The organism is Acidithiobacillus acidisediminis (assembly GCF_023277115.1).
Taxonomy (GTDB): Bacteria; Pseudomonadota; Gammaproteobacteria; order Acidithiobacillales; family Acidithiobacillaceae; genus Igneacidithiobacillus; species Igneacidithiobacillus acidisediminis.
Map to the genome: position 1 here is coordinate 1836509 of NZ_JALQCS010000001.1, position 15295 is coordinate 1851803.

General features: G+C 56.4%; 15 protein-coding genes and 3 pseudogenes. 3 read left to right on the forward strand and 15 right to left on the reverse strand.

Going from position 1 to position 15295, the window contains the following annotated elements; all coding sequences use genetic code 11:
* Nucleotides 1-484: 484 nt before the first annotated feature.
* The gene (locus tag M5D89_RS09240) at nt 485-793 is read right to left on the reverse strand and encodes a hypothetical protein (RefSeq protein WP_248885527.1); all 309 of its coding nucleotides are present in this window, start codon (nt 791-793) and stop codon (nt 485-487) included.
* Between the two features lie 216 nt (nt 794-1009).
* On the opposite strand from M5D89_RS09240, the pseudogene M5D89_RS09245 reads away from it, so the two are divergent.
* The 3 genes and pseudogenes from M5D89_RS09245 to M5D89_RS09255 all read left to right on the forward strand — a co-directional run.
* Nucleotides 1010-1333: pseudogene (locus tag M5D89_RS09245) on the forward strand (transposase); the annotation flags it as partial.
* Between the two features lie 62 nt (nt 1334-1395).
* Nucleotides 1396-2352, forward strand: coding sequence for an IS5 family transposase (locus tag M5D89_RS09250; RefSeq protein ID WP_004871535.1), 957 nt, complete (start codon nt 1396-1398; stop codon nt 2350-2352).
* A gap of 131 nt (nt 2353-2483) precedes the next feature.
* A pseudogene (locus tag M5D89_RS09255) lies at nt 2484-3218 on the forward strand (IS5 family transposase); the annotation flags it as partial.
* A 122-nt stretch (nt 3219-3340) separates the two neighbouring features.
* Here the strand turns inward: M5D89_RS09255 and lnt are convergent.
* The 14 genes and pseudogenes from lnt to M5D89_RS09325 form a co-directional block, all read right to left on the reverse strand.
* Nucleotides 3341-4660 (reverse strand): annotated as a pseudogene (lnt, locus tag M5D89_RS09260) (apolipoprotein N-acyltransferase); the annotation flags it as partial.
* A gap of 137 nt (nt 4661-4797) precedes the next feature.
* Nucleotides 4798-5754, reverse strand: a complete 957-nt coding sequence (locus M5D89_RS09265) for an IS5 family transposase (RefSeq protein ID WP_004871535.1) — start codon at nt 5752-5754, stop codon at nt 4798-4800.
* A gap of 127 nt (nt 5755-5881) precedes the next feature.
* Nucleotides 5882-6511 (reverse strand): thioredoxin fold domain-containing protein, encoded by a 630-nt coding sequence (locus tag M5D89_RS09270; protein WP_248885528.1) that lies wholly within the window; start codon nt 6509-6511, stop codon nt 5882-5884.
* Between the two features lie 41 nt (nt 6512-6552).
* Entirely contained in the window at nt 6553-7293 is a 741-nt protein-coding gene (locus M5D89_RS09275; protein ID WP_248885529.1) for an HvfC/BufC family peptide modification chaperone, read from the reverse strand.
* On the reverse strand, nt 7290-8102 hold the full coding sequence (locus M5D89_RS09280; protein WP_248885530.1) for an MbnB/TglH/ChrH family RiPP precursor modification enzyme: 813 nt from the start codon (nt 8100-8102) through the stop codon (nt 7290-7292). Before M5D89_RS09280 ends, M5D89_RS09275 begins: the two co-directional genes overlap by 4 nt.
* A 59-nt stretch (nt 8103-8161) precedes the next feature.
* Nucleotides 8162-8410 (reverse strand): hypothetical protein, encoded by a 249-nt coding sequence (locus M5D89_RS09285; RefSeq protein WP_248885531.1) that lies wholly within the window; start codon nt 8408-8410, stop codon nt 8162-8164.
* 47 nt (nt 8411-8457) lie between these two features.
* The gene (locus M5D89_RS09290; RefSeq protein WP_248885532.1) at nt 8458-9072 is read right to left on the reverse strand and encodes a thioredoxin fold domain-containing protein; all 615 of its coding nucleotides are present in this window, start codon (nt 9070-9072) and stop codon (nt 8458-8460) included.
* A 36-nt stretch (nt 9073-9108) separates the two neighbouring features.
* The gene (locus tag M5D89_RS09295; protein WP_248885533.1) at nt 9109-9717 is read right to left on the reverse strand and encodes a thioredoxin fold domain-containing protein; all 609 of its coding nucleotides are present in this window, start codon (nt 9715-9717) and stop codon (nt 9109-9111) included.
* A 28-nt stretch (nt 9718-9745) separates the two neighbouring features.
* Complete coding sequence (dsbD, locus tag M5D89_RS09300) at nt 9746-11611, reverse strand: protein-disulfide reductase DsbD (RefSeq protein WP_248885534.1); 1866 nt, start codon at nt 11609-11611, stop codon at nt 9746-9748.
* Nucleotides 11612-11878: 267 nt separating this feature from the next.
* A complete protein-coding gene (locus tag M5D89_RS09305) occupies nt 11879-12442 on the reverse strand; it encodes an OsmC family protein (RefSeq protein ID WP_226047688.1) in 564 nt (187 codons plus the stop codon).
* Between the two features lie 76 nt (nt 12443-12518).
* Nucleotides 12519-12857, reverse strand: coding sequence for a DsrE family protein (locus tag M5D89_RS09310; protein WP_014002362.1), 339 nt, complete (start codon nt 12855-12857; stop codon nt 12519-12521).
* A complete protein-coding gene (locus tag M5D89_RS09315; RefSeq protein WP_248885535.1) occupies nt 12854-14143 on the reverse strand; it encodes an MFS transporter in 1290 nt (429 codons plus the stop codon). Before M5D89_RS09315 ends, M5D89_RS09310 begins: the two co-directional genes overlap by 4 nt.
* On the reverse strand, nt 14140-14499 hold the full coding sequence (locus tag M5D89_RS09320; protein WP_004872738.1) for an ArsR/SmtB family transcription factor: 360 nt from the start codon (nt 14497-14499) through the stop codon (nt 14140-14142). Before M5D89_RS09320 ends, M5D89_RS09315 begins: the two co-directional genes overlap by 4 nt.
* The gene (locus M5D89_RS09325) at nt 14496-15233 is read right to left on the reverse strand and encodes an MBL fold metallo-hydrolase (protein WP_004872737.1); all 738 of its coding nucleotides are present in this window, start codon (nt 15231-15233) and stop codon (nt 14496-14498) included. The genes M5D89_RS09320 and M5D89_RS09325 overlap by 4 nt, the downstream gene beginning before the upstream one ends.
* Nucleotides 15234-15295 lie beyond the last annotated feature (62 nt).

The window sequence follows — 15295 nt, forward strand, 5'->3', positions numbered from 1 at the left end:
TGCCCTTCAATTGTCCCGATGTCGCTTAGCCTTTCGCCGAGGCGTGCTTTGATCCTGGGGTATAGGGCTCCGGGCACGACACGGTAAGGGGAAGCTAAATCTTGGATATATTGGTCGGCAGCACTTCCAGGGAATAGCCATCGCCGTATCGTTCTCCCACCGACCCCGACGCATGGCCCATGTGTCAATTGGCATCGAAATTTGAGCTGTTCACTTTTGCACGCTGATCGGAACGCACGGACGATCTGGAACGGCTCATTGCGGCCATCCGCCGGATGCCCGGATTCCACGGCATCCGGCGGCAACAATGGGCGCTCCTTGCCTTGGGCAAAAGCTGCTGGAATCGTACCCACAAAATCCCCTGGACGGGGTGGCCCCAAGAGATTCCGTATGTGGACAAGCGGCAGCCTGTCTACCACCGCCCCGAGCCCTTGCGCCTCGATGTGCTCGTGCAACTCCAGGCGCGACGCAGCGGGACACCGACTCAGAGCTTATCCTGAGAGGCCCACAGCTTCCGCTGGATCATTGTATTGCGTACACTGGCGCCGTAGGTGCGATAATGGTAACCAGCGTATAGATCGCGTTGCAGGTGGCCATGACGACGAGTGACCAGGGCAAGTATTCGTGGTTTGCTAAATGGAACAGTCTGCCAGACAAGTTCGGCGCCGCGCGCCTCCGAGGATTGCCAGATCAGCGCCTGGGGAATATCTTGCACATGAGGCATGACGGCTTGAGACTGTAAGCGGTCGTTAGAAACAGACTTCAAATAGCTATTGTATTTCGCGTGTGGCATATTACTTACTCTCTTTTCTACGTAGATGCAGTAATTGATGATCTTTCCATCCGACCCGCAGAATTGTGAGCACAAGAAAACTGCCAATTAAAAATGGCCAGTCACCGTAGTCTCCAAAAGGAGTCTTTCCTTTCCTTGGAGATATTTTTCCATTTAAGAGGCTGCTGAAAAAGTCGGTGGTATACTGGGCAAAATGGTGCAGCGGGGGGTGGAAAGATGCGTGGAGCCAAGGTAGAGACCCAAGGGTTATTCAGCTACGTTTCCCCGGAGCAACGGGTGCCCCAGGACCATCCGCTGAGAGCGATCCGGGCTATCGTGGATCGCTCCCTGGCGGAGATGGATAGCCATTTCAGCACGATGTACTCGAGCTACGGTCGTCCCTCCATTCCCCCGGAGTTTCTCCTGAGGGCGCTACTGCTGCAGGTGTTTTACAGCATCCGCTCGGAACGGCAGCTGATGGAGCAACTCAACTACAACCTGCTGTTCCGCTGGTTTGTCGGTTTGGGAATGGACGACGAGGTCTGGGTGCCCACGGTCTTTAGGAGTCTCTGATTTAGCCATCTGATACAATGGGCTGACCGAGTAGCGAGGAGATGCTATCCATGTCCGGACAGATAACCTTTGCCGAGGAGCCCAGCCTGTCGCGACGCCGCAAGCAGACCAAGCGAGAACGCTTTCTGGCCGAGATGGATGCCGTGGTTCCCTGGGCCAGGCTTGTGGCCTTGATCGAGCCGCACTACCCCAAGGGGGGCAGCGGCCGCAAACCTATGCCTTTGGAGCGGATGCTGCGGATCCACTTTCTCCAGCAATGGTTCGGCTACTCCGATCCGGGGATGGAAGAGGCCCTGTACGAGGTTCCTCTGCTCCGTCAATTCGTCGGTATCGACTTGGGTCGGGACTTCGTTCCCGATGAGACCACGATCCTGAAGTTCCGCCGCTTACTGGAGCGCCATGCGCTTGCCCAGGCCATCTTTGCCGAGGTGCAGTCCGTGTTGCAGGAGAAAGGGCTCTTGCTGCAGGAAGGCAAGACCGTGGATGCCACCTTGATTCACGCCCCGAGCTCCACCAAGAACCGAGACCGCAAGCGGGATCCAGAGATGAGTTCCACCAAGAAAGGGAATCAGTGGTATTTCGGGATGAAGGCGCATGTGGCAACGGATCTCCAAGGTATCGTACAGGCGGTGGACTTCACGGCGGCCAAGGTACCGGATCATCAGCGGCTGGAGGGGCTCCTTACCGGAGAGGAGTCGGTGGTCCTCGCTGACCGGGGCTATGACTATCCCCAGGTGCATGACACGCTGGTGGCCCGAGGCATACGGAACGCGGTAGCGCGGCGACGCTATCCTGGGCAGAAAACCGGCTTGGCGGCCCTCAAGCGCTACAACCGCGCCATTGCCCGGATCCGTGCCCGGGGAGAACACGCCTTCCGGGTGCTGAAGTGCCAATTCGGTTATCAGCGAACCAGATATCGGGGTCTGGCCAAGAACGGTGCTCAACTGACCACGCTCTTTGCCTTGGCCAATCTGTACATGCTGAGGAGATATCTCCTGGCCGCGTAGGGAGTGGTGTGCCCAATATCCAATAATTCTCCAGAAAATGGGGGAATTTGACGGATAAGTGACCTGATAGCAACGTGCTTAGGTCAATACTGGGGACAAGGCGCACCTTTTTAGGCTAGGTCAGAGCTTCCTTTACTAAGAATCGCGATCGGTTGCTGGATCACGGGACGGTACGGGAATGCTTCCGATCCGTACTGGAACAGGCTCGCGGCCAGAATCTGCTCTCCGAAGAGCATTTCTCCGTCGATGGTACGCTGTTGGAGGCCTGGGCCTCGCAGAAATCCTTTCAGCCCAAGGATCCCGAAGATCGTAGCGGTGATGGCTCCGACTTCCGGGGCCAGGAGCGCAGCAATGAGACCCACGCATCGGTGACGGACCCCGATGCCCGGCTGTACAAGAAGGCTCCCGGAGAGGCGTCCCGTCTGGCCTACCTGGGTCATGTGCTAATGGATAATCGGCATGGATTGATTGCCGGGGAACAGGTGACCACCGCCGATGGCACGGCAGAAGTGGATGCCGCTACCCAATTGGTGGATGATCTGGGCGGGAACCAGCGCATCACCCTCGGTGCCGACAAGGGCTATGACCGTCACGGCTTTGTTCAGGATCTCCGGGACCGGAATGTGACCCCGCATGTAGCGCGCAAGCGCAAAGGCTCGGCCATCGACGGGCGCACCACCCGCCACGCCGGTTACGCGATAAGCATCCACGTCCGGCGGCGGATAGAATCCATCTACGATTGGATGAAGACGGTGGGAGGGATGCGGAAAACCCGATTCCGTGGCTTGGAACGGGTCGGTCTGCACTTTTCCTTGGTCACTGTCGCCTACAACCTGGTCCGCATGGTGCGGTTGGGGGTGGCCTGATGGGGGTACTGCGTCTGGAATCCGAAAATGGCCCAAAAAAGACTGCAACAGCGGACAAAACAGGACTGATAGGGCTGCCTATTCGGCAATTTTTGATCAAATCGGATAGCGCCACGGCGTTTCTACGGATTTTTTCCGCACCCTCTTAAAGCCCCTCTAAAATATGCAGGAAGTTTGTCTTGTATCTTTCCGCCAGGAGAAATAATCGCAGTCACCCCAGTATTTGTGGATCGAATATCGGGTTTTTCCTCTTCGCGTGCCTGCATGGCGGCCATTTGCAAACTCTGCGGTAATGCCGTGCTATGTCCGAACCAGGAGTAATCACTGATGTTCGTCAGAAAAGAAGCTCCCTGTGTAACCCCCTTGCGCACGTCCCGAGAAAAGGACTCTTCGTAACATATCGTCATTCCTGCTTTTAAGCCCTTAACGTTCAGCGTGGAAGGCCCGTCGCCTGGAGTAAAGCTGCCCAATCCCGGCAAGAAATGGTGCACCAAAGGCGCAAGCAATTGCGGAAATGGAATGTATTCGCCAAAGGGAACCAGGTGTTGTTTTCGGTACCAATGCCATGGAGCCAATCCATCGATATCCAACGCCGCATTATAGTAGTGGTGTTTTGCGTACTCGACAATTCCGAGAATGATGTTTGTGTGATGTTCTGCAGACCATCTTTGTAGATTGCGGAGCAAGCCAGGAACCTGCGTCTGAAAAACTGGGAAGGCGGTTTCCGGCAAGACGACCAGATTCGTGCCTTTTGGCGTGGCAAGAATGAGCTTGACGTAGGTATCAAGCACCGCGCTGAGTTTTGCTACATTCCATTTTTCTGTTACAGGAACATCGCCCTGGATGAGTCGTACCGTAAGCTGCTTATGCATCCGTGCAGTCCAGTGAATGTCTTGACTAAATGCCGCTCCGGTATAGAGCAGGACAATTCCACCGATTGCGGCGACGGCCTTCCTGCGGTTAGCCCGATGGCGGATAAGGAAAAGAAGCAAAGCAGCCACGCCGGCAGTTGCCAGGCCCACGCCGTATTGGCCCAGGAGCGGAGCCCATCCCCCCAGGAGACTCCAGGTCTGACTGTATCCGGTGGCAAGCCAGGGAAACCCGGTGAAGAGATGGGCTTGAAGCCACTCCGCTCCTATCCACAGAAAGGGAAGCGCGAAGAGTCTGCTATGCGCCCACCACTTCGCGGCTACCCACAGGGAAAGGGCTGGATAAATAGCGCAGTAGAGTGCCAGCAGAGCAACGGCGGCCGCAGACAACAACCAACTCATGTGCGCATAATTATGAAGCGGTATAGCTAACCAATAGATCCCGGCTGCAAAGGCCCCGAAGCCAAACGCGAATCCTATCGTTGCGGCAGCGCTTGGTGTGACCGCATCACTGAGCCAAAATAGGGCCAGCAGGAGGACAATGGTCAGGAAGGAGAGATCAAAGGGTGCGAAGGCTAAGGAAGCTCTGACCTAGCCTAAAAAGGTGCGCCTTGTCCCCAGTATTGACCTAAGCACGTTGCTATCAGGTCACTTATCCGTCAAATTCCCCCATTTTCTGGAGAATTATTGGATATTGGGCACACCACTCCCTACGCGGCCAGGAGATATCTCCTCAGCATGTACAGATTGGCCAAGGCAAAGAGCGTGGTCAGTTGAGCACCGTTCTTGGCCAGACCCCGATATCTGGTTCGCTGATAACCGAATTGGCACTTCAGCACCCGGAAGGCGTGTTCTCCCCGGGCACGGATCCGGGCAATGGCGCGGTTGTAGCGCTTGAGGGCCGCCAAGCCGGTTTTCTGCCCAGGATAGCGTCGCCGCGCTACCGCGTTCCGTATGCCTCGGGCCACCAGCGTGTCATGCACCTGGGGATAGTCATAGCCCCGGTCAGCGAGGACCACCGACTCCTCTCCGGTAAGGAGCCCCTCCAGCCGCTGATGATCCGGTACCTTGGCCGCCGTGAAGTCCACCGCCTGTACGATACCTTGGAGATCCGTTGCCACATGCGCCTTCATCCCGAAATACCACTGATTCCCTTTCTTGGTGGAACTCATCTCTGGATCCCGCTTGCGGTCTCGGTTCTTGGTGGAGCTCGGGGCGTGAATCAAGGTGGCATCCACGGTCTTGCCTTCCTGCAGCAAGAGCCCTTTCTCCTGCAACACGGACTGCACCTCGGCAAAGATGGCCTGGGCAAGCGCATGGCGCTCCAGTAAGCGGCGGAACTTCAGGATCGTGGTCTCATCGGGAACGAAGTCCCGACCCAAGTCGATACCGACGAATTGACGGAGCAGAGGAACCTCGTACAGGGCCTCTTCCATCCCCGGATCGGAGTAGCCGAACCATTGCTGGAGAAAGTGGATCCGCAGCATCCGCTCCAAAGGCATAGGTTTGCGGCCGCTGCCCCCCTTGGGGTAGTGCGGCTCGATCAAGGCCACAAGCCTGGCCCAGGGAACCACGGCATCCATCTCGGCCAGAAAGCGTTCTCGCTTGGTCTGCTTGCGGCGTCGCGACAGGCTGGGCTCCTCGGCAAAGGTTATCTGTCCGGACATGGATAGCATCTCCTCGCTACTCGGTCAGCCCATTGTATCAGATGGCTAAATCAGAGACTCCCTAATGGCCAACAAGCACCCAATGCCACAGCAAGTCCCCAACGCCATCGCAGGCGGAGGCGCTTCTTCATGCGATCGTTGCCAGAATGTTATGCAGTCCGAGCAGCCCGAGCCCATGTTGGAGGTGCCATCGTTTCGCCTTGGTATAATAGAGCAGCGTTGGGGTCGCCTCCTCGCCGGTTTCGGCAAGCAGCTGTGTGTTGTCCGACACCGCTCGACGGATCGCCAAGGGTGCTTGGTAGTCAGGACGAATGCCCCCTTCCTCGGTAATAACGTTGAAATGCGATTCATCGAAAGCTAGCGCCTGCGCTGGGTTTTTGGCAGCTAAAATAGCTGCCGCTTTGGCAGCGCTGGTGGGCTTCAGAAAGCCAACGAGAGCCACCCGCAGATGGAGTTTCCCAGCGCGTACCAGGGGCATGGCCTTTTCGTAGAACCGGTGACACCAGATGCAGTTCGGATCCATGAAAGCGGTCAGCTCTGGACCACGGTTGCCCACGAGAAAGGTATCCGCATGGCGCAATTTTTGGACGATAGTCTGAATGGGCAGGGCTTTCGGCGGGAGATCGAAGGAGTGTTCGATGTGGTCAAAAGCGCTTTGAGGCGTAGCTGCAATTGCTGATGACGACAGAAAGAACGTCAGACCAAGAGAAACAATTGATATCCACCCGGAAATGTTAAAAAACCAGGCCTTGTTCATTTGTCCTCCAAGATTACGGATCGTGGCAGAGCGTTTCGGTATCAACCGACTCGAATGAGTCCAGCACGTTGGCAAGACTCGAGAATTTGTTGGTACTGTCCACCGGGATCAGCATAGAGTCCCCACTGCAGAGCGTCTTCGAGTGATTTCCCGGTACAAAGCTGGTTTAGAAAAACATAGGACCCGGCAGGCAAAATCCAATAGATTGGTCCCTGATCTGTGGGAATCATGCCGATACCCAACCAAGCATGTCTGTGTAAATCTCCTTGAGTCCAATCCGGGAGATCATGATAACGAGTCACCTCTTCGTAGGTTACCCAGTGGGAGCGAAACAGGCGTGGGAGGCGATCCAGGTAAATGGCTTGACCAGATGCACGTCCCAGGAACAGCGCGGGTTCTCGTTCTCGCGGAACCAATGGGTGGCAACATTCCAGATTGCATCGATGAAGAAACCATTCCAGACGCGCAATCTCCCCAAGATGTTGCAGACTCTTCCCACGAGAAATCAGAAAAGGACCCAAGTGCTCCCCGTAGAGCATCAGGTCCGGATCACTGGGTAAATAGAGTCCTCGATAGCTGTCTGCTAACTGGTTGAATGGGCCGACGCCGGCCATGTCGGCAACCGCTGGGTAAATGTTGGCCAAGGAATCCGCCAATCGGTTCTGCATACTTTGTCGGTAGAAAGACAACGCCGGAGCAGAGGGTTCATCGTCTACCGACTGCAGAATTCGGTTAGCCCAATCTCGCTGCCAGCGAAGTAATGCTTCCCTATTACCATTCATACTGCGGATTCCAGAGATTGTGCTGTCCTTACCAACTCGGACAACGAGGGCAGGTCGGCATCCCATTCCAGAATGCGAATGGCATCGGGAAAGCGCGCGCATGCGAATGCAAAGAGAGTCCGGGCCTGTTTTCCGGGGACACGACTGTGGGTGTCGACGGAGAGAACCGTTCCATCCACCTGCACCTGCTCACCGCCGGCAACATGAATTTCGGTAACTGCTGGTATGGGCAAACCACCCAGCAAAGCCCATGGATCCCCTCCATGGTTGTCACAATTGATTCGCAGGTTCTCGACGTCCAGCAGTAGTTGGCAGCCGGACTGCGATACCAACTCCCGCAAAAAATCCGCCTCTGAGTAGTCGTCTCGTCCATTCGGCGGGAGATAATAAGCAATATTCTCCAGGAGCAAAGGACATTGCAGAAAATCCTGTACCATTCCTATGCGAGACACCAGGTGCCGCAACACAACGGATTGTCGAGGAAGGGGATACTGATCACTGAAATACTGGCCATCCAGTGAAGACCAAGCAAGATGGTCCGAGACCCGAAGAGGATCTATCTGATGGATTAGAGTACGTAGTCTCTTTAGATAGCTCGTATTCAATGGGTCGCTGGAGCCGATGGAAAGTCCTACTCCGTGCAGGGTGATCGGATAACGCGCGCGCACCGCCTCCAGCTCTGCCAGCCAGGTTCGATCGGCCCCCAGATAATCCTCGCTGTAGACCTCCAGGACACTAACGTCGGGCTGCGTGAGCAGAATCCCCTCGACGTGAGGAGCCCGAAGCCCGATTCCTGTGGAAGCGTGCATGGTACTCTAAACCAGTTCGTCGCCGGATTCCTGCGAGAACCGGAATCCGGCAAAGTACCTTACATGGTGGATTTCTTTTTTACGCCACTACAACCATGACGCATCATTCCCCCTTTGTTCTCATAGGCTTTGCGTTTACCGCTGCAGCCATGGCGCATCATACCTCCCTGGGATTTTGCTGCGGACTGCGTTTTGCCCATGGGCGGGACCATGGTGTCGGCGTTAGCCAATGTGGTTATGGTGCCACCGGCCAAGCAACTGGCGAGAAACGTACTGGCGATTGTCTTGGCTACTTTGCTGTGTTCCATGGTATTACTCCTTCTTGCGTGTTGTCGATATAACGGGGTAGATTGGGTTAATCGTGCCCGTGCCATAAATGTGGTAACAGTTTTTTCAAGCTGGCTTCAGAAATGGCCCCTGGGATGCGTCCGATAGCTCCATCTTTGGCACGAAACAAGATCGCGGGAGTACCTTCGAAGCCCGCCTCGCCCATAATATCCAGATTCTGCCGCAGGTTTTTCCGGGTTGCAGCGGTTGGGGTTACCTTCGGCAAGGAACGATAACTCCCGCTGCGTAACGCTGGACCAACAATGGTTTCAAAGTGCTTGAGGGCCTGCAACGGGTGCGGTGACTGCAGCCAGGCCGCCGCTTCGGCCGGACTTTGGGGGGTGAGGAAGGCGACCGGTACATATCGCACCGTCAATTTTCCAGCCCGAATCAAGGGTGCCTCGTGTTCATACATCACATGGCAATAAGGACAATTGGGATCCTGAAAATCGTAAATTATCGGACCTGCATAGCCGTCCTGAATATAGGTGACGTGGTGCGGTAAAAACTGATTCCAAAAAGAACTGGCTGTCATTTTGGGAGCAGTATCCGAAGTCTTCGCAAAGGCGAGGTTTGGGGTAAGGAGGAAGAAGCCGAAGGTGAGCACTCCTCCCAAGATCCATTGCGCCCGCTGATTGTTCATCCATCGATTCATTCGCATTCACGTCTCCCGGAAGTTCTATTTGAGATTAGGAAGTAGGGTCAGCAGTTCCCCGCGGGAAACCATGCCGGGCAGTAAGCCCGTGGTACCGCTCTTGCGCTGATAGAGAATGGCCGGGACCCCCATGGAATGGGTGCTTTGCAGCACGGCCATGTTGACTTGCAGCGCGTGAATGGTCTGAGGAGTCGGTTTGGCTGTGGGAAGACCAATGGGCCCGCTCGCTGCCAAGGGAGCCGCAAAACTTTTACCCGCCAGCACTTCGAAATGCCGGAGCGCAGACAATCGATGCGAAGATTGCAGAATCGCGGCCGCCTCCGGTGTACTGCTGGGCATCAAATAGGCCACCGGAACATAGCGTACCGTAAGCTTCCCGGAGCGAATCAGGGGCTGCTCCTCGTTGTACATGCCATGGCAATAAGGGCAGTTCGGGTCAAAGAAATCGTAAATGATGGGCCCTCTGCGCCCTTCCTGAATGTAGGTGAGACGCTGTCCGATCGTTGTCCAATAGCTGGCTTGGGCCATGGGTGGCAGGGGGCTGGAAACGGTCGCTGCCAGTGCCACCGGAGAAGAAAAAGCTGCCGCCAGCATCGTGCCTACGACGGCTGTTATCACTGAGTGTTTGCGCATGGTTGTGCTCCTTGTGCATACATAAAAATCAACGGTTATTCCCCGTTGTCCCCAACTTTTCCTGCAAATGGCGTAGCAACGTGTTAGGACCCTCATAGCCCTCATATTGCCCGACGAGATGACCGTCTGGGTTTACCAGCAAAACCGCTGGTGGGCCGAAGAGTTGGAAATGGTGCAGGAGTGCGGATGACTGGCTGTCATTCGCCGTTACATCCACACGAATCAGGGACAAAGGCCGCAACGCGCTCTCCACTCGGGGATTGTCATAGGTTTCCACATCCATCCGCTGACACTCCACGCACCATTTTGCCCAGAAGTCCACCAGGACGGGATGGCCCTTGTCTGCGGCCAGCGCCGATCGCAATTGCGACAAGCTGCGAACCAAAGTGAAGTGCGGCGTACTGGTTTGTTGCTCCCCCGGGAGTGGCAAGTCATGCTGTACGAACGGTGCGAGCGGCTGGAGCACCTGAGAACCTCCCCCCAAAGCACCTATGAACAGGGCAACCCCGAACACCAAGGCCAGCAATCCGAGTCCTCGGCGGAACTGTTGCCATCCGGTAGGTGCGTAGTGAGAACCAAATACACCCAGATAGACGCTGGAAACGATCGCCAGTGCTGCCCACAGGGCAAGAGCGACATTACCGGGAACAATGCGCGTGAGAAACCAGATCGCCACCCCGAGCAAAACGACCCCAAAAATGGCCTTGACTCCATTCATCCAGGCACCGGCCTTGGGTAGGAAATGCCCGGCCGAAGTCCCGATGACCAGCAAGGGAACCCCCATCCCCAAGGCAAGAAGAAACAGTGCCAAGCCTCCCAGTAACACATTGCCAGTATGGGCAATAAACAGGAGGGCGCCGGCCAACGGTGCGGCAACGCAGGGGCCGACGATCAGCGCGGAGAGGACCCCCATTAGCCAAGCGCCGGTAAAATGCCCACCCTTTCCATAGCGGGAGAGACGAGATTGGATGGCAGTCGGCATCTGCAGTTCGTAAAAGCCGAACATGGACAATGCCAGCAAGACGAATAGGGCGCTGAAGCTCCCGAGTACCCATGGGCTTTCAAAGAATGCCTGCAGATAGGATCCCGTAACCGCAGCCAATACCCCGGCAATGGCGTACGTTAGGGACATCCCCAGCACGTATGCCAAGGAAATCCAGAAGGCATGCCGTCTGGCCTGTCTTGCCGTCATCTGGTCCTCTACGTGCCCGACCACCAGGGAGGACAAAATCGGGATCATGGGGAAAATGCAGGGGGTAAAAGCCAACCCCAGGCCAGCGACAAAGAAGAGCAGTAATGTCCAAAAAGCATGGCTACCGAGTAGCCCTGCAGCGAACTGGCGATACCTACCGGAAGCCGCATGCGACTGCTGGGGCGCTACGGGTTTGACCAGTGGTGGCTTCTCCGGAGGTGACACCGTGGCCACGGCCGCTGTACTGGGTGTTGCTATGCTAGGCGCAAGCGTATAGGTCTTGGTTTCTACCGGATAACAGACGCCAGCATTGGCACAACCCTGAAAGCTGCTGGTCACCTGAATCTGTTTCGGGGGCTGACCCTGGAAATGGAGCGGCACGCGAACGGTGGTGGTGTCTCCCTCGTAGACGGCCAAGGTGCCCACCCCAGGAATGTGCATGGGTTTTCCTGGTGGCAGGGTGTAGGGTCCCAGCCGTACGGTGCCAGGTGTCACGTGCACCTGAATCCGGTTGCGATATAGGTGATAGTGTTTGGCTGCCACCCACTGCAGCACCAGTTCGTTCTGTGGTGCCATGTGCGCGCGGAATTGAAAGGCTTTGGCTGGAGCCAGAAACGAAGAGGAACTCCCCATCAGGGGGGAGAAGACTTCGCCCGCCAGAGCAACGGGGGGCAGACACAGCAAAGTGATCAGGAGGATCAAAACTCCCCTAGTAAATTGTTTAACTGCGCACTTTGCCACCCTCTCCACTCCCAATCTTTCAAGAAACAGGGAAACTATGTCCGGTCAGGAAATCTGGGTAATCAGAAAGAACCACCTCCTGAAGAGGCTGGATCCTTCTCTGGTTACCACGGACCCTCTTTCCTGCGTTTTACTATCCATTGGGTGCGAGGCCCTCAGGTCACCCATCTTCCAGAACGCGTCGCGACCATTACGGTCCCAACCAGGGCTACGATTCCGTCTGGATCGTCAGGAATCCCGAATAAATCGCACCTGCACCGGAGTGGGATAGCGCAGCATATCGGTGACGGGGGATGTCTGTTGCACGTGATCCAGGAGATCGGCGATTTCCTGGTCCGATGCAGGGCTTTTGATCCGGCAGGCAATATGGATCTCCTGACACCCAGGTCGCACCGATTCCGAGATTCCCAAAAACCCCTGCAGATCGATATCCCCCGTGACGTCCAGGGTCATTGTCTCAATGGTGATTCCACGCGCGGCGGCGTTGTAGGAAATCCCCACCGAAAGGCAAGCCGTCAGTCCCGCAAGCAACAATTCCACAGCGTTGGGCCCCCGATTGCTTCCCAGCAGCACCGGCGGCTCATCTCCTTCGAGCACAAAGGGTTGTGTGCGCGACGAATCTTCCTGTTTGACCCCGCGGAATCCTTGAATCTGCGTCCGCACGTGGGCCCCGGTTTGCCATTCGGTGTGGGCCCGGAAGACAAACTTCGCAAGTTCGGGGTCTCCTTTCACGGCATCAATGGTTGCCATCAGTTGCGCAACGTCCACACCGTTCACTGGGGTTGAGTCCATGCGTTTTCCTCCGGCTAATCAGTAGATTCAGAAATTGCTAAACCGTGAGACAAAGAGAGCGCACCATTTGTTCCCATCAAAAGCAGACCACCTCATCCACGGCACTGATCCAAGCCGAGAGGCCTTTCATGGAGCTCTTAGCGACACCCTTTGGGAGGGCGTCGATCCCCTGGGCTTGCAAGGAGCTTCCGCAACACTGGACCTCTAGTCCCAACTCCAGCAGTTCGTTCAGCAAGGCATGCGTGCTATCCCCTGCAGTCTCGGTACCTTTCAGCAAGAGAACTCCCTCTCCCGCAAGAAACAGGCGCACGTCCTTTCCGTCAGCCAGCATGGCCCCAGCGAGTCGGACAGCGGTGTCGGCCCTGGGGTTTGCCCGTTCCGGAGCGGCATGCAAAATTATGAGAGCAGTAGTCATCCAGATACTCCTGTAGAAGCGGCGTGGGTTCGCGGGTGGGTTTCTTGTACGGAAAGCGCGATCCACAAGCCAGAAAACGCGACGATGCCGGCGGTGAACCAAATGGCGGGGAGAATCTTGTCGCTCCATTGTGCGACCACGCCGAGCACCAGGCCACCAATGGCATAACCCGTATCTCGCCAGTATCGATAGGTGCCCAGGATGCGTCCACGCTCCAGTGGGGGCGCCACATCGGACATGGCGGCGATCAGGTTGGGATAGAGAAGGGCCATGCCCAGGCCCATTACCGCCGCCGTGGCAATCCACGCGGTGAAGCGGCCGACCAGCGCAGTGCCTGCAAGCCCCGCAGCCAGCAGGGCGAAGCCTGCCAGGATGGGCGGTCTGCGACCGATGCGATCGGCGAGATGTCCGGTCCCAAATTGACCGAGCCCCCAGACCATCGCATAGACACCGGTGATCCAGCCGATTTGCACGACGCTCAAGCCGTGAAACCGGAAAAAGACCGGGAAGAGGACCCAAACCAGGGTATCGGCAATCTTGTTGGCGACCCCCCCCTGGCAGAGGGCCCGATAGGTGGCGTCCCGAAAAGAAACGTGCAGGAAAGTCGCCCAGGTGCTGACCTGAGAAGCCGTCTTTGTGGTTTCTGCCGATGGCTGACGCTGTGCATGCTCTGCGCGAACCCAATGGATAGTATCCTGGATCCCCAATAGTAGGAGTAGTGCAAGCGCAATGACCACGAGTCCGAACGCCAACAGTGTCCAACGGGGACCGTAGACGACGGCAAGATAGCCCGTTGCGAGGCCCGCCAAACCCACCGCGATGTAGCCCACTGCCTCATTGATGCCAACAGCCAGGCCGCGCTGGTGGTTATCGGCCAGATCGATTTGGCTCGTGACGGTCATGGTCCAGGTGAAGGCCTGATTTACCCCCAAAAAAACATTGGCGCCGATGATCCACCACCAGTTGGGAGCAAAAAAGATCATTAGCGGAATAGGAATCCCCGCCAACCAGCCCAGGAATAACACCCGCCTGCGACCGATTCGATCGGATAGCCCGCCGGCGACAAAGTTGAGAGCCCCTTTTACTAGACCAAAGGAAATCACAAAGGAGGCGAGAAAAAGGAAGGCGTGGCTATCTACGCCAAAACGGTGGCTCATGGCAGGAAGGACATTTCTCTCCATGCCGATGATCAAGCCTACGAAAAAGACCTGAACCGTTTGCAGGAGGAACTGACCTCGATTGACGCCAATTCCTCGAGTATAGGTCGTGGTCTCCTCGGAGCTCATCCCTGATGGCCCTTGCGTAGAGGCACCACCGTCGCTAATGCCTCTTGAAGCTGGGTAGTGGTCTGCATTTGGTCCAGGATGAGATCGCGGACGATCTCGCACGTTTCCAGAACCTTGGGGCTGGTCAGACGATAGTGACAGAAGGTCCCGCACTTTTCGCAATGCACCAAGCCCCGAGCTTTCAGCACGCTCAGGTGCTGGGAAAGGTTGGCTTTGGAGAGGCTGATGAGTTCTGCCAATTCACCGGCATTTTTCTGTCCCTCGCCCAGATAATGGATGATCTCCAGGCGTTTGGGGTGCGCAAGGGCAGAAAATACCTCAGAAAAAAGCGCATACCGAACGGTATCATTCTTCATGCTGCTTTCCCCAGATTGATGGCAACCATGCGCGCCATATCGGCGGGCTTTTCGGGAACGTCCGTGGTAAGCGAACGAACGAAAGCCTCGCGCTCCATGGTGAGGTAAGGGTCCCAACGTTTTTCAAAACCCAGAGTCGAAGAAGGCTTCCCGGACAAGCCTGCACCGCAGACGCTCCCGGCCGCGTGCCCTGGGAAAATCTCCAAGTCATCGGGCAGGGTGAGCAGTTTTTGGTGGAGGCTGTCGAAGAGTTTTCCCGCCATTTCCTCCGGCGTTCCACCCAGATCTGGGCGTCCCACTCCGCCAACAAAGAGCGTGTCACCGGTTAGGGCAAACCAGGGATCGGCACTTCTTCGCCGATCGCTGACCAGAAGACAGAGGCTGTCCAGGGTATGACCGGGGGTGTAGAGCACTTGCGTTACGACATTTCCGGTTTCCAGGACTTCGCCGTCGTGAAGGCCGCGAATCGCAAACTGCACCAAGTCTACATCGCTTTCGTGCATGCAGTACGGTGCGCCAACCCGTTCCGCCAGGGCCCGCCCGCCAGATAGGTGATCGGCGTGAATGTGGGTGTCGATGACGAAGCTAATGGCAACTGCAGCCTTCTGTGCCTCTTCGAGGAACCAGTCCTCGTCGCCCGCTACCACATCCACGGCTACCGCGAAGCCCTTGCCTCCGCACCCGTAGAAGTAGGACAAGGTACCGTCGGCGCTTGCGCGTTGTTTGAAGAACATGGTTCACCTCCAGCATTCCGAAGTTAAGAAATAGTGCAACTAAAAGGTAGGCAAAATCTTCA

What these genes read in the sequence shown, in the direction of transcription:
- M5D89_RS09240 (WP_248885527.1), bottom strand. Translation starts at nt 793, where the DNA reads ATGCCACACGCGAAATACAATAGCTATTTGAAGTCTGTTTCTAACGAC.
- M5D89_RS09250 (WP_004871535.1), top strand. Translation starts at nt 1,396, where the DNA reads ATGTCCGGACAGATAACCTTTGCCGAGGAGCCCAGCCTGTCGCGACGC.
- M5D89_RS09265 (WP_004871535.1), bottom strand. Translation starts at nt 5,754, where the DNA reads ATGTCCGGACAGATAACCTTTGCCGAGGAGCCCAGCCTGTCGCGACGC.
- M5D89_RS09270 (WP_248885528.1), bottom strand. Translation starts at nt 6,511, where the DNA reads ATGAACAAGGCCTGGTTTTTTAACATTTCCGGGTGGATATCAATTGTT.
- M5D89_RS09275 (WP_248885529.1), bottom strand. Translation starts at nt 7,293, where the DNA reads ATGAATGGTAATAGGGAAGCATTACTTCGCTGGCAGCGAGATTGGGCT.
- M5D89_RS09280 (WP_248885530.1), bottom strand. Translation starts at nt 8,102, where the DNA reads ATGCACGCTTCCACAGGAATCGGGCTTCGGGCTCCTCACGTCGAGGGG.
- M5D89_RS09285 (WP_248885531.1), bottom strand. Translation starts at nt 8,410, where the DNA reads ATGGAACACAGCAAAGTAGCCAAGACAATCGCCAGTACGTTTCTCGCC.
- M5D89_RS09290 (WP_248885532.1), bottom strand. Translation starts at nt 9,072, where the DNA reads ATGAACAATCAGCGGGCGCAATGGATCTTGGGAGGAGTGCTCACCTTC.
- M5D89_RS09295 (WP_248885533.1), bottom strand. Translation starts at nt 9,717, where the DNA reads ATGCGCAAACACTCAGTGATAACAGCCGTCGTAGGCACGATGCTGGCG.
- M5D89_RS09305 (WP_226047688.1), bottom strand. Translation starts at nt 12,442, where the DNA reads ATGGACTCAACCCCAGTGAACGGTGTGGACGTTGCGCAACTGATGGCA.
- M5D89_RS09310 (WP_014002362.1), bottom strand. Translation starts at nt 12,857, where the DNA reads ATGACTACTGCTCTCATAATTTTGCATGCCGCTCCGGAACGGGCAAAC.
- M5D89_RS09315 (WP_248885535.1), bottom strand. Translation starts at nt 14,143, where the DNA reads ATGAGCTCCGAGGAGACCACGACCTATACTCGAGGAATTGGCGTCAAT.
- M5D89_RS09320 (WP_004872738.1), bottom strand. Translation starts at nt 14,499, where the DNA reads ATGAAGAATGATACCGTTCGGTATGCGCTTTTTTCTGAGGTATTTTCT.
- M5D89_RS09325 (WP_004872737.1), bottom strand. Translation starts at nt 15,233, where the DNA reads ATGTTCTTCAAACAACGCGCAAGCGCCGACGGTACCTTGTCCTACTTC.